11 protein-coding genes are annotated in these 13,628 nt (G+C 43.0%); 1 reads left to right on the top strand and 10 read right to left on the bottom strand.

All coding sequences use genetic code 11. The features are described from left to right. Window positions 1-795, bottom strand: coding sequence for a sporulation protein (locus tag GZ22_RS15895; RefSeq protein ID WP_051748380.1), 795 nt, complete (start codon window positions 793-795; stop codon window positions 1-3). 236 nt (window positions 796-1,031) lie between these two features. On the opposite strand from GZ22_RS15895, the gene GZ22_RS15890 reads away from it, so the two are divergent. After that, window positions 1,032-1,847, top strand: a complete 816-nt coding sequence (locus tag GZ22_RS15890; RefSeq protein ID WP_038564578.1) for a lipid II flippase Amj family protein — start codon at window positions 1,032-1,034, stop codon at window positions 1,845-1,847. Window positions 1,848-1,934: 87 nt separating this feature from the next. Here the strand turns inward: GZ22_RS15890 and GZ22_RS15885 are convergent, their stop codons facing one another. The 9 genes from GZ22_RS15885 to hpf form a co-directional block, all read right to left on the bottom strand. Then, window positions 1,935-3,131 carry a PDZ domain-containing protein gene (locus GZ22_RS15885; protein WP_038564575.1) on the bottom strand — a complete coding sequence of 399 codons (1,197 nt, stop codon included), beginning with the start codon at window positions 3,129-3,131 and terminating at the stop codon, window positions 1,935-1,937. A 112-nt stretch (window positions 3,132-3,243) separates the two neighbouring features. Further along, on the bottom strand, window positions 3,244-4,671 hold the full coding sequence (locus GZ22_RS15880) for a S41 family peptidase (RefSeq protein ID WP_038566279.1): 1,428 nt from the start codon (window positions 4,669-4,671) through the stop codon (window positions 3,244-3,246). Window positions 4,672-4,820: 149 nt separating this feature from the next. Further along, a complete protein-coding gene (locus GZ22_RS15875) occupies window positions 4,821-6,245 on the bottom strand; it encodes a murein hydrolase activator EnvC family protein (protein ID WP_038564572.1) in 1,425 nt (474 codons plus the stop codon). Between the two features lie 48 nt (window positions 6,246-6,293). Next, window positions 6,294-7,181 (bottom strand): permease-like cell division protein FtsX, encoded by an 888-nt coding sequence (gene ftsX / locus GZ22_RS15870; RefSeq protein WP_038564569.1) that lies wholly within the window; start codon window positions 7,179-7,181, stop codon window positions 6,294-6,296. After that, window positions 7,171-7,857, bottom strand: a complete 687-nt coding sequence (ftsE, locus tag GZ22_RS15865) for a cell division ATP-binding protein FtsE (RefSeq protein WP_038564568.1) — start codon at window positions 7,855-7,857, stop codon at window positions 7,171-7,173. Before ftsE ends, ftsX begins: the two co-directional genes overlap by 11 nt. 283 nt (window positions 7,858-8,140) lie before the next feature. Beyond that, window positions 8,141-8,440 carry a c-type cytochrome gene (locus GZ22_RS15860; RefSeq protein ID WP_038564565.1) on the bottom strand — a complete coding sequence of 100 codons (300 nt, stop codon included), beginning with the start codon at window positions 8,438-8,440 and terminating at the stop codon, window positions 8,141-8,143. Window positions 8,441-8,514: 74 nt separating this feature from the next. Beyond that, a protein-coding gene (gene prfB, locus GZ22_RS15855) for a peptide chain release factor 2 (RefSeq protein WP_099046372.1) occupies window positions 8,515-9,613 on the bottom strand; the annotation gives its coding sequence in 2 pieces (ribosomal slippage) (window positions 8,515-9,549 and window positions 9,551-9,613; 1,098 coding nt in all). 92 nt (window positions 9,614-9,705) lie between these two features. After that, complete coding sequence (gene secA, locus GZ22_RS15850; protein ID WP_038564558.1) at window positions 9,706-12,222, bottom strand: preprotein translocase subunit SecA; 2,517 nt, start codon at window positions 12,220-12,222, stop codon at window positions 9,706-9,708. Window positions 12,223-12,948: 726 nt separating this feature from the next. Beyond that, on the bottom strand, window positions 12,949-13,521 hold the full coding sequence (gene hpf, locus GZ22_RS15845) for a ribosome hibernation-promoting factor, HPF/YfiA family (RefSeq protein WP_038564555.1): 573 nt from the start codon (window positions 13,519-13,521) through the stop codon (window positions 12,949-12,951). Window positions 13,522-13,628: the final 107 nt, after the last annotated feature.

The following is a 13,628-nucleotide window of genomic DNA, read 5'->3' as shown; positions in this document are numbered from 1 at the left end:
TTATAATACAGATTGAATTATCTCATCGAACTTATCACTTACAAGACTTCTGTTATTTAAGATTTCTTCATTCTTGAACGTAACGCTGCCCCTATGTTCATCTAAATTCAAGTTCTCGACTAACGAAGAAAACATACCTTTGCTTCGCTTATCTATTTCAAAATAAATAGTTGTCTCATAATCGTTCTGATGGATATAAACCTCTAATTCATCGAGCTTCTTTAAGTATCTTCCATGTGTAGGAATAAATTCGTACTGCTGGATATATGGTCTAGCTACTTTGATTCCGTATGGCGGCTTCTGGTTTTCCATTTGTCTGAACCTGAATCCGATTACCTTTATCGCGTCGATGATATTTTCATGTACTTCTGTCGGCTCAATCGATATATGATCTACGTCACTTAAATCAACTGCGTTCTTCACATCTACATCCGTATCGATCCAAACTGGCGGTACATTTTTAAATGTTTTAGGATCTTGCATTGTGATTGGTGTATCCAAAGGAATTCGAAAAGCGAAAGGAATCTCTTTTCTCTCTCCTTTTGAGATAATAAATGGCTCATTCACCTTATGCATAAACACAACCGCCTGCGACAGACGATCACTATCCTCATGTCCGTACACCGTCATCAGCTTCAGTTTTATAGAGTCAATCTCCTGATCGGTTACGCCGCCTTTAATTTCAACGACACCATCCAGAATCTCTCCCTGAACGAAATAATTATTCCTAATCTTTGTATCCACCTTAGCAGAACCAATTCCAACACTGGCAATCAATTTATTAAAAATAGACAAACCCCATCACCTCATATTATTGGATAGACTGTATACGCATCGTTTGGAAAATAGTTTCGATTAGATTCAGTCAGCATCAATGAAAACAAAGTGATTCTGGTTTCTTCCCTTCATATTGCTTTTAAAAAATAAAAGGAATAATTTACTTTTTATGGTACTATCAATACTAGCACTTCACTTAAGCCAGGAGAGTTTAATAGATTACTGTAGCAAATTTATAAAAAGAAGGTTACACAATGGAGATTATAACTGAAAAATTACTGTTTATCGCTTTATTTATTTTCATCATTCATTCGATAGAAACACTTGCTTATGCTGTAAGGTTATCCGGTGCAAGAGTCAAAATGATCGCATCAGCACTATCTCTCTTTAACATAATGGTTATCGTATCAAGATTGTCTAACACGATGCAGCAGCCATTCTTAGGAAGTTTAATCGATAATGCACCAGCAGAAAATAAGTTCGAGTTTGTAGAGACTCAATTTCGTTTCCTTATTGGAGCATCAACAGTTGGTACAGCGCTTGGCATTATCTTACTTCCTACTTTCATCGCTCTATTTTCAAGAGCAATCATTCATTTATCAGAGGAAAAAGGTTCTGTCCCATCTTTAATGAAACGGACTTTTTCATTACATTACATAAAGCGCAGCATAACGCATTTTAGTCTTCCGAAGTTTTCTTATTTACAGGATCTAAAAGTGAAAGATATTCCAATAAGGCTTTTCCTCGTAAATATGTTTATTACTTCAATCTATACAATTGGTGTGTTAGCTGCTTTATATGCGGCTTTATTAGTTCCAGAAAGAGGGACTACAGCAATCATGGCATCAGGATTGATAAATGGAATGGCGACAATATTATTGGTTGTTTTTATTGATCCTAAATTGTCTGTAATAGCAGATGATATCGTGAATGGCAGAGGCAGCTATAACAAACTAAAAAGCATGTCACTGATGATGGTAACCTCCAGACTGTTGGGAACATTACTCGCTCAAGTGTTTTTCATATGGGGAGCAGAATATATAGCTTGGTTCACAAAATTCATTGCATAAGTGTTATTCCATTACCGAGTTCTTTAAATAATAAAAGCCCGCATAACTGTAATCAGCTAAGCGGGCTTTTATTTTAAATTAACAAGATTAACTGCTGATAGGCACAGCTTTCTTCTTATGCTGTTCTTGTACAAAGATAATACCCAACTCATGCGGCTCACCTTCATACATAGCACGTTGTTTAATCCGGATTTCGCCTTGTTCGTCACGGATTTCCATTTTGCAATATTGACTGTTAGACTGTACTGCTTCATAAAATGCTCGTTCCGTTGTTATACGGACGCCATTCACTTTTTCAATTTGTTCACCTGGTAGCAGACCAAGCCTGTCAGCCGGACTTTCAGGAATAACAGCAAGAACAAACATTCCACTGCTGCTCTCTGTGTAATACATCGCACGTTTGCGATCTTTGTTCCGGAAGGAGAGCGTGATAGCCTCTCTGCCGATAAGTGCGATAACGAAAGCTGCAATCGCGAAGTAATAGGAGTACATACTCGCCACGCTCACTGCTAGGGTAAGAAGCGCTAACAGCAAGACCATTTTCCCTTGCTTCCGTGCTTCAATGAATGCAGGACGGCCTTTGGAAAAGCCATCTACACCAGTTAGCAACGGTACTAGCAACAGTCCATAGCTTGTCCCGTTCAGATGGAAGAAAGGCCACCATGGAGCGAAGGGTTCAATTGCGCCAGCTGGCACTAACAAGAAGAAAGGAATGAACAACAGCTTACGGAAACGGTGCTGACCGATCCAACGACCGCGCGGACCTTTCACCAGCTCTGGCAACGTATCCTCTTGTTTGGTTGTGAGCAGCAGCACAGCTTCCGCCAGCATTACGATGCTCATGATAATCGCAAAGCTGATCCAATTAAGACCTGCCAAATCATCTGCCCATCCGTTCGGCAAATAATCAGCAGCGTATGGTGCTGCACCCAAGGCTAGCAAAAAACTGAATCCAAATATATAAGCTGATGACAGCCATGTGAAACGAAGCAGCAATGTCAGCAGAATCGTAACAACGCTGACTAATAATACAACAGCGGGCGCAATGACGATTCCCGCTCCTACACTTACAGCGGTAAGTAAAAGTCCGAAAACGAGCGACAGAACCCATGTGCCTGTCCACTCTTTGCCGAAACCAAATACCTTCGTACCAAAGTTGTTCCGCTCTTTTCTGATTCTGCGGTTGGAAACGAACAGAGTCAGCAGCACTGCCCAATAAAGCAGCGGATTTAAAAAGAAGTTTCCGATCCCATAAAGCAGTTCGGTCAACCAATCATTCACCATTATGTGTCTCTCCCTATAAACCAACTCTTATGTATATTGTCTATTCTAACATGATACTCCCTGTTTTCCTATGACAATAGAAAAAGCCTCCCGTATGAAGGGAGGCTTCGTTTTAATTAGCAAAGAGCTGCTGCAGCGCTTTGTCCATTTGGTTATCATGCTTGCCATCACGTACTTGTTCGATGATTTTCGTTTGAAGCAAATCTGCTGTTTCCTGATTGACTTCGCCTGATGCCTGCAAATCATTATCCTGCTGGAACTGCTTGACTGCTGATTCCGTTTTTTCATTGAAATAACCGTCTTTACGGCTCGGGTCATATCCAAGACCGTCCAACATGATTTGCAGATTCTTGATCTTGTCATTGTTATCATTGAATGCCAGCTTTTCATTGTCATCCAATTGGATTGGAGAGCTGTAGAAATACTCTGGCTGATTAACTTCGACAGTTGGCTTGATACCTTTTTCATGGATCCAATCTCCATTAGGCGTCAGCCATTTGTATAGAGTAAGTTTGAGCATTGACTCATTCTCTAATGGTACAGTTTGCTGTACAGTACCTTTTCCGAATGTTGTTTTCCCAATCAGCTCATAATCGCCAGCCTGATTCATTGCACCTGCAAGAATTTCGGATGCGGAAGCACTGCCTTCATCAATTAGAATATTGATCGGGTAATCTTTCTTCTCTTTCAATTCTGTATAAAACTCTTGTTTCTCACCATTCTTATCTTCAATCTGCAAATATGGTTTGTCACTTGTCACAAAGTTCTTCAGAATATCTTCTACAGTCGTCAGAATTCCACCTGGATTACCACGAACATCGATGGTCAAACCGTCGATACCTTCTTGCTCCAGCTTATCCAGCGCTGTCTTGAATTCATCAGCTGTGCTCTCGGAGAATGATGTAATTTCTAAGACACCAGCTTTTTTGCCATTCACTTCTTTTGTATCTGCATAGACAGTTTCAACTGGAATTTCATCCCGAGTTACATCAATTTTAAGTTCTTCCGAAACACCTGGTCTCTTCACAGATAATGTAACAGTTGTTCCTTTTTCTCCGCGGATTTTATTAACTGCTTCCTGCAGATCCAGCCCCTGCAAGGAATCACCATCCACTTGCAGTACTTGGTCGTTCGGCCGTAACCCGGCATCTTCTGCAGGCGAATCCTTGATAGGTGCCACAATGGTCACCTGTTTATCCACCATACTCACTTCTGCCCCGATACCTTCAAATGAAGACTCCAGCTGCTGATTCAGCTGCGTAGAGGATTCTTCATCCAGGAAAGAACTGTACGGATCATCCAGTGTTTCCAGCATTCCCTTAATCGCACCGTCCTGAAGCTGCTGTGCATCTGGTTTGGCTAATGCATTCTCCTTAATAAGTTGGTACGCGTTCTCCACCTCAGTTAGATTACTATTATCTTCCGAAGCAGATTGGATACCAGTACCTTTGTTATACACATATGATGTAAAGGCATAGCTACCCCCTGCCCCAACTACCAATGCCACAATGATTGCTATTATCAACGTCGCTTTTCTTATCTGCACGTTCGCTTCTCATCCTTTCTCCACTTGTCCAATCCGTTAATCCTACTATTATGCTTGACTCCCTCTATCTTATCACTAAAAAGAGTCAGATGATGTGAAAAAGACATCCTCCACTATTGGAGAATGTCTTTTTTAATCCGGTATTAGAAATATTTCATCGGGTCTACTGCGTTACTCTTAGCACCGTTCCATGTACCTTCATGTATTTCAAAGTGAAGGTGAGAACCTGTTGATGCTCCAGTGTTACCCATTTTTGCAATTTCCTGTCCTCTGGAGACTTTTTCTCCTACAGATACTTCACGGCTGTCCAAGTGTCCGTATAATGTTTCATACGTACGACCATTAATGGAATGCGTAACGATGATTACATTACCGTAACCACTCATCGTACCACTGCGGGAAACCCTACCATCTGCTGCTGCATGAACGGGTGTACCTGTTGCATTAGCGATATCTTGTCCATAGTGGTTTCCAGTAGATCCGCTTCCGAATGGATCATTACGTACTCCGAATCCAGAGCTTAGGCGACCTTGTGCTGGCCAAGAGAAGATACCAGCTTGTGCTGATTTCGCACTGGATGAGCTGCTAGAACTGCTAGAGCTACTTTCACTGCTTGAGTTACTTGACTTACTTGAACTGCTGCTCTTAGAAGAACTGCTTGCTTTAGAGCTAGAAGAGGAAGACTCTTGCTTGCTCTCTGCTGCTTTCTTAGCCGCAGCTGCTGCAGCTTTTGCTTCTGCTGCTGCTTTCTCCTGCGCTGCTAAATCAGATTTCTCAGATTCTGCATCTTCCTGTGCTAGACGAAGTGCTTCAGCCTGGTTAGCTGCAAGCTCCTTTTGTTCTTCCGCAGAAAGAATTTGATCTTCAAGCTTTGAATATTCGTCTTCAAGCTGTTGTTTCAAATCTTCTTGCTCGCTAGCTTGAGATTTTAAGTCAGATTTGATATCTACAAGTTTATCTTTTTGATCCTGCAAGTTCTGTTTTTCATCTTCACGCTGCTGCTTTTGATCTTCAAGCTTTTGCTTTGCTTGGATGTAGCCGTTCAACAATTCCTTATCAGAATCCATGATAGTAGTAACCGCGTTCAGACGGTTTACCATATCACCAAAGTTTTTGGAGCCCATCAATACTTGCAAGTACTGAACATCTCCACCGTTTTGCTGAATGCTGACTAGACGGTCAGATAGTTTATCTTCACGTTTGTCGATGTCATCTTCCGTTTCTACGATTTCACCAGAGATCTTTTCGATTTTCTCGTTTGTTTCAGTGATTTCATCTTCTTTATCATTCAATGCATTTTCATTTTTGTCGATCTGGTTGTTCAAATCATCCAGCTTCGCCAAAAGATTATCCTGTTCAGCTAGGTTATCAGACTGCTCGGACTCTGCATTATTAATTTGACCTTCGATTTCGCTTTGCTTATTGCTGTTTTCCTCTTGCTTCTTTTGCAGTTCATCTATCTCGCTCTGCACATCAGATGAGGATTTCGCGAACGTTTGAATCGGAGTATGTAGGATTGCTCCTGCAGCTAGAACAGCTACAAGAACAGGCTTGATCATCTTCTTCATTCTTCTCTCATTCCCTTTCTTCCTTTAAAAGCGTATATGGTAGGTTATTTAGACTTTAAGAAATTTACGGACACTCATAACACTTCCCCAAACACCGATGATCGCGCCGATTGCCAGCAGTATGCCTGCAAGCTGGAAAGCGAATGGTGCGTAAGGGAGAATCTCGACGAAACCGATACTGATGTTATCTGTCAAGTTGTTCGACAGGTAGTAGTAACCGCCGAGCACTAGTGCGACTGGAACGATAGCGCCCAATACTCCGAGTAGCAGACCTTCAATAAAGAACGGCCAGCGGATGAAGGAGTTTGTTGCACCAACCAGTTTCATGATGCCGATTTCTCTGCTTCTGGCAATGATTGTTATCTTAATTGTATTTGAAATCAGGAAGATGGCCGTGAACACTAGACCAACGATCAAGACCGCACCGATAATCCGAGCGTACTTGTTTACAGCAAAGAGATTCTCTACCGTTCCTTGTCCGTAATCCACTTTGTCTACTCCATCCAGTTCCGAGATCTCATCTGAAACAGATGCAATATCATGCGGGTCGGACGTTTTGACAATATATGTGTCACTCAATGGGTTGTCTTGTTCAAACAAATCCCATTCTGTTTGTCCCATATCTTCCATGAGCTGGTTTAACTGCTCTTCTTTTGAGGAATAAGTTACAGAACCAACCTTATCGATCGATTCGAGTTGTTCTTGAATCAATTGTACTTGATCCTCAGCAAGAGTAGGGTCTAAGTAAACGCTCATTTCAACATCTGATTCGATATTGGAAGCGAATTGATTTAAGTTGAATACTACAGCTAGGAAAACACCGACCAAAATCAATGTTACCGTTACTGCCCCAATCGAGGCGATGGTCATCCAGCCGTTACGGAAAATGTTCTTCGATCCTTCACGCAAATGGCGTTTCGCGGTATTAAATTTCATACCCGTAGTCACCTCCCGCTTCGTCACGGACAATGCGTCCGTTTTCGATGGCGATGACACGTTTCTTGATCGTATTTACGATTTCTTTACTGTGTGTAGCCATGATGATTGTCGTTCCTTTGTTGTTAACATCCTCTAGCACCTTCATGATGCCCCATGATGTTTCTGGATCCAAGTTCCCTGTCGGCTCGTCAGCTATGACGACCTTCGGGTTATTTGCAATTGCCCGGGCAATTGCCACACGCTGCTGTTCCCCGCCGGAAAGCTCATCAGGAAACGATCTAGCTTTATCTTTTATTCCAACAAGATCGAGTACTTCCATGACGCGATCTCGGATTACTTTAGGAGACTCTTCTATTACTTCCAGAGCAAAAGCAACATTTTCATAGATTGTCAGTTTCGGAAGCAATTTGAAATCCTGGTACACAACGCCGATTTTCCTTCTTACTTTTGGAATTTGGCGTTCTTTATAAGTACTCAAATCTTTGTTATCTACTTTCACGATACCGGTGCTCGGTTTCTCACCACGGAAGATCATCTTCACGAAGGTTGATTTTCCGGCTCCGCTCGGTCCTACTAAATACACGAATTCCCCACTGTCGATATGCACGTCGACACCATTAAGCGCAGTAACGCCATTGGAATACGTCTTATGCACACCCTTCATATCTATCATGTTTAACTCACCTTTGTTTTTATTCTAATCTGCTAATTTATCAACTAAGTATGTCGAACATTGGCGAAAGCAATCGAAAAAGCTCTCAAACCTGAAACCATTATAACATCTTATTCCTGTTTTTTTAGACATAATAATATTACATTTATGTTTCAATATATGACAATAGGCTTGGTTTTTGAAATATTTTGCGTAGTATCTTGTCGTAACCACTCGTTACTGCATAGGAAAAATACAACAAAATACCCATACAGCTTGTGTATGGGTATTTGTCATTTAATTATTACTGCTGCTCCTGGAGCCATTCAGCGATTTTTTCCGCTTCTTCTCCTTCAGCTTGCCCGGCAGGCATACCGCCTTTACCGTTTTCCATGATATCCACTAGTTCTTCTTTTGTATACTTAGATCCAAGATTATCAAGCGGAGGACCGCCATTGCCGCCGCTCAAGTCCTGACCGTGGCACATGGCACAGTTGTTTTCAAACGCTTCTTGCGGTGTTTCAGCCGTATTATCGCTATTACCGCAAGCAGCCAGAAAAAGTATAAACAAAAGACTGGAGCCAGTTAAAGCTAGCTTTTTCAAGAGAATCGCATCCTTTTCTTTGAGATGGAATAACGGTTCAGCTTGTTATGTTACAGGAACATTACAAAATGCCCTTAAATTGTGGAACGCAAGTATGCATTAATGAATGGATCCAGCTGTCCGTCCATTACAGCTTGTGTATTTCCGGATTCTTCATTCGTCCGATGATCTTTTACCATGGAATATGGATGGAATACATAAGAACGAATTTGGCTTCCCCAGCCAATTTCTTTTTGTTCGCCGCGAATTTCGTTCAGCTCTTGCTGCTGTTTCTCAATCTCAAGCTGATACAGCTTCGCTTTCAGCATCTTCATCGCATGCTCACGGTTTTTGATCTGAGAACGCTCAGATTGGCATGTAACGACAGTATTAGTCGGAAGATGCGTAATCCGTACGGCAGAATCCGTCGTATTGACGTGCTGTCCGCCGGCACCGCTGGAACGGTACGTATCGATTTTCAAATCTTCTGTGCGGATGTCCACATCGATATCATCATCGAATTCTGGCATTACATCACAAGATACGAACGATGTATGACGACGGCCTGAGCTATCGAATGGAGAAATACGTACAAGACGGTGTACGCCTTTTTCTGCTTTCAAATAACCATATGCGTTCAAACCTTTGATCAACAGCGTTACACTTTTCACGCCAGCTTCCTCACCAGGAAGGTAATCAAGCGTCTCCACTTTGCAATTATGCTTTTCAGCCCAACGTGTGTACATACGAAGCAGCATACTTGCCCAGTCCTGAGACTCTGTTCCGCCGGCACCTGGGTGCAATTCTAGAATTGCATTGTTTTTATCGTATGGCTCACTTAGAAGCATGAGCAGTTCGAATTCATCAAGCGCTTCACGCATCGAAACGATTTCTTCTTCCAACTCAGCGCGAAGATCCGCGTCGTCCTCTTCTTTTACCAATTCGAAACTAACATCCAAATCTTCATGCTGTGATAGTAGCTTTTCATAGCCATCCACTGATTCCTTCAAGCCATTGGATTCATTGATGACTTTTTGAGCTCCTTGCTGATCATCCCAGAACGTTGGCTCAAGCATCCGATCCTCTAACTCGGCAATACGGGCTTTCTTCTGATCTAAGTCAAAGAGACCCCCTAAAGTCAGTTAGTTGTTTTTCCATTCGATCAAGTTCATTTCTGATTTCTGCTAATTCCATTTTCTCTCACCTCATATAAGTCTGTAACAAACACTATTATACTCTATGACCGTGGCAGAACCCGCGCAACAATTTGCACGGGTTTGTCAAAATCACTGACCATGGCAGTTCTTGTATTTCTTACCGCTGCCGCATGGGCACGGGTCATTCCGTCCTATCGTGTCGCCTTTGACGACTGGAGCTTTTTTCTTTTTCTTATCCGCTTCTGTATCATCACCACTGACAGCTTGGACACCTTTCGCAACTTGTTCGCGCTGCAGGTTATCGCGAATTTCTGCTTTCAGTACGTAACGAGTGACTTCTTCCTTAATGGAAGTGATCATCGCTTCGAACATATTGTAGCCTTCCAGCTGATATTCACGAAGCGGATCGTTTTGACCATATGCGCGCAAGTGGATACCCTGGCGAAGCTGATCCATCTGGTCGATATGATCCATCCATTTCGTATCAACCGTACGAAGCAGGATAACTTTCTCAAACTCACGCATTTGATCGGGAGCCATTTCTTCTTCTTTCTGTTTCAAATGCTCGCCGATTTTCTTAAGCAGCAATTCTTCGATCTCTTCTTCGTCCTTGTTCTTCAGCTCATCGACTGACAGCTTGTCCTGTGGCAGCAAGTTAGCATGTGCATATTCCACCAATGCATCCAGCTCCCAAGTCTCATCTGAATCGTCGGCAGTATGCGCCTGGACAACCATATGGACTGTATCCCGGATCATTTCATCTACTATAGATTTCAGATCTTCACTGTCGATAACCTCAAAGCGCTGTTTGTAAATGATTTCCCGCTGTTCGCGAAGCACATCATCATAAGAAAGAACTGTTTTACGAGAATCGAAGTTGTTACCTTCTACTCGTTTCTGAGCTGATTCAACAGCACGTGATACCATCTTGCTCTCTATCGGCGTGCTGTCATCCATACCAAGACGATCCATCATGCTGCGCATGTTGTCGGAACCAAAACGACGCATCAGTTCATCTTCCATAGACAGATAGAACTGTGTCACACCAGGGTCACCTTGACGTCCAGCACGACCGCGAAGCTGGTTATCAATGCGGCGAGATTCATGACGCTCTGTTCCGATAACAGCAAGACCGCCAAGCTCCAGTACACCTTCACCTAACTTGATGTCAGTACCACGACCAGCCATGTTCGTTGCAATTGTTACCGCACCTTTTTGACCGGCATCTTCGATGATTTCCGCCTCACGATGGTGATTCTTCGCATTTAATACGTTATGCGGTACACCAGCACGTTTTAACAGCTTACTAATCAGCTCAGAAGTCTCGACAGCTACTGTACCGACAAGCACAGGCTGACCAGTTTCGTGGCGGGCTTTGATTTCTTCCACAACCGAACGGAACTTGCCTTCCATCGATTTGAAGATGTAATCAGATTTATCCTGACGTGTGATGTCTCTGTTCGTCGGAATCTGAAGAACGTCCATATTGTAAATATTGCGGAACTCTTCTTCCTCTGTTTTTGCTGTACCAGTCATACCGGCAAGCTTTTTGTACATACGGAAGTAGTTCTGGAAAGTAATCGATGCCAGCGTCATGCTTTCATTCTGGATCTGAAGGCCTTCCTTCGCCTCAATTGCTTGGTGAAGACCGTCGCTGTAACGACGTCCCTTCATCAGACGTCCCGTGAAGCTATCAACGATGATGACTTCTTCGTCTTCTACAACGTAGTCAGTATCGCGCTGCATCGTTACATGTGCTTTTAATGCCTGATTGATATGATGCGTGATAGATACGTTCTTCAAATCAAACAAGTTTTCCAGGCCGAAGAATTTCTCCGCCTTGTTGATGCCTTCTTCAGTCAGAAGTACAGATTTAGTTTTGATATCGTTCGTATAATCTTCTTCCATCTTCAACACACGCACAAAGGAGTTAGCTTGTGTGTAAAGACTTGCAGATTTTGCGGCTGAACCAGAAATGATCAGCGGTGTCCGCGCCTCATCGATCAAGATGGAATCGACCTCATCAATGATGGCAAAATTAAGCGGACGCTGCACCATTTGATTCTTATAGAGCACCATGTTATCACGCAAATAGTCAAAGCCCAGCTCGTTGTTCGTGCTGTATGTGATATCAGCGGCATAAGCTTCCTGCTTCTGTTCACGTGTCATACCAGCACCGTTTTGTCCGACAGTCAGACCGAGGAATTCGAATAACGGACGGTTATTCTCTGCATCACGACCGGCAAGATAGTCATTGACTGTAACAACATGCACACCTTCACCAGATAAAGCGTTCAAATAAGCTGGAAGCGTACTTGCAAGTGTTTTACCTTCCCCTGTTTTCATCTCAGCGATGTTACCGCCATGAATAGCAATACCACCTAGCAACTGAACGTGGAAAGGACGCATGCCAAGTACACGGTCAGCAGCTTCTCTTACGGTTGCAAATGCTTCTGGCAGCAAGTCATCCAAAGACTCGCCATCCTGATACCGCTTTTTGAATTCATTTGTCTTCTCTTTTAATTGTTCATCTGTATATGCTCGAAATTCATCTGCTAATGTTTCTATTTGTTCGGCTGTTTTCTGGGCACGGCTGACCTGCTTTTGCGTACCGTCTCCAAACACCCGTTTAAGTAGTCCACGCATAATAACGCTCCTCTTTTAAATCAAAAAAGTATAGTCCAAAAATAATAATAACATTGAGTTTAGCGGTTTACAAGAAAGGGAAACCAGCTCCTTCCAAAAACAAAAAAACAGCGGCGCCCAGTCCCGGGACGCCGCTTAACATGGAAGGAGTGCCATGTCAGACATTCGCAATATTGTAATCGCTACTCCAGCCGCATGATTGCCACCATCAGCAGGAATGCGCAGCCCCAAGGGAGGAGGCTGCGATCATCCAGGTGGAGTCTTGCGGGGAAAAGGAAGACCGCCCCTCAGAAGACACGTGATCTGGAGGACAGATCCCGCTGCATTTGTTCGATACACCAGCGTTCGAGCTGCTCTTGCTTCCATTGAAGTTCCGCCAGCCTTCGATTGGTCGCTGCGATGATCTCGAGCAGCTGCGTGATCGTATGCTCATGCTGTGTGAGTTGGGAATGGGAGACTCGTTGGACAGCATAATCTGATTCTCTGATGGTCAGTACCTCCTTTTGTTGTAGCTGACTTATTTATATCATGCTACTTTTGAAAGGAAAAACGACCGTTTTCGTAAAACGACTAAGGACTTTCTCCATAAAACACAAGAATTCGCCATCATCCGACAGCTTTCATCCCGAATTCTAACTAATATTGAGATATTCCATCTGCGTTTTTGCAAAACGAACCAAATTATAAAAGGCAGACGCAAATGCGTCTGCCTCGTTCAATTTCTTTTTAATTAGGCTCAATAAGCCCGTATTTTCCATCTCTGCGCTTGTAGACGACATTAGTGTCTCCACTTACAGAGTTTGTATATACGAAGAAGCTGTGACCCAGCATATCCATCTGCAGAATCGCTTCCTCGGAATCCATCGGTTTCAAGTCAAAACGCTTGTTTCGTACAATCTCGAACGGACTCAGATCTTCCTCTTCCTCCGTCGCGACGACAGCACTTGCTGCACTTTCATTCTCCATTGCAGCGAATGCATGCTTCGGTGCATCTCCGCTTTGACGGGAGCGTCGGTTCACTTTCGTCTTATGCTTCTTGACCTGACGTTCCAGCTTCGTTACAACCAGATCGATTGCAGCATATAGATCGTCATGACTTTCCTCTGCACGCAATAGCAGATTCTTCATCGGAATCGTCACTTCAATCTTCGACTCATTATTATGCACACTCAAGTTTACGTGAGCCTCGGAATCTACCGGGGAATCAAAATATCTCTCCAGTTTGCCTACCTTCTTCTCGATGTAGTCCTTGATTGCTTCTGTAGTCTCGACATTCTCGCCACGAATATTGTACTTCATAACAAGTGTCCTCCTTTCATCCTTATGAGGATACTTTCTACATTCCCTTTACAATACCTTCATAAACAAGAAAAAGACTCAGAAAAATAAGAAGTTTAATCGAAGTT

The organism is Terribacillus saccharophilus, assembly GCF_000725365.1.
GTDB lineage: Bacteria > Bacillota > Bacilli > Bacillales > Amphibacillaceae > Terribacillus > Terribacillus saccharophilus.
This window is presented reverse-complemented; position numbering and strand designations above follow the sequence as displayed.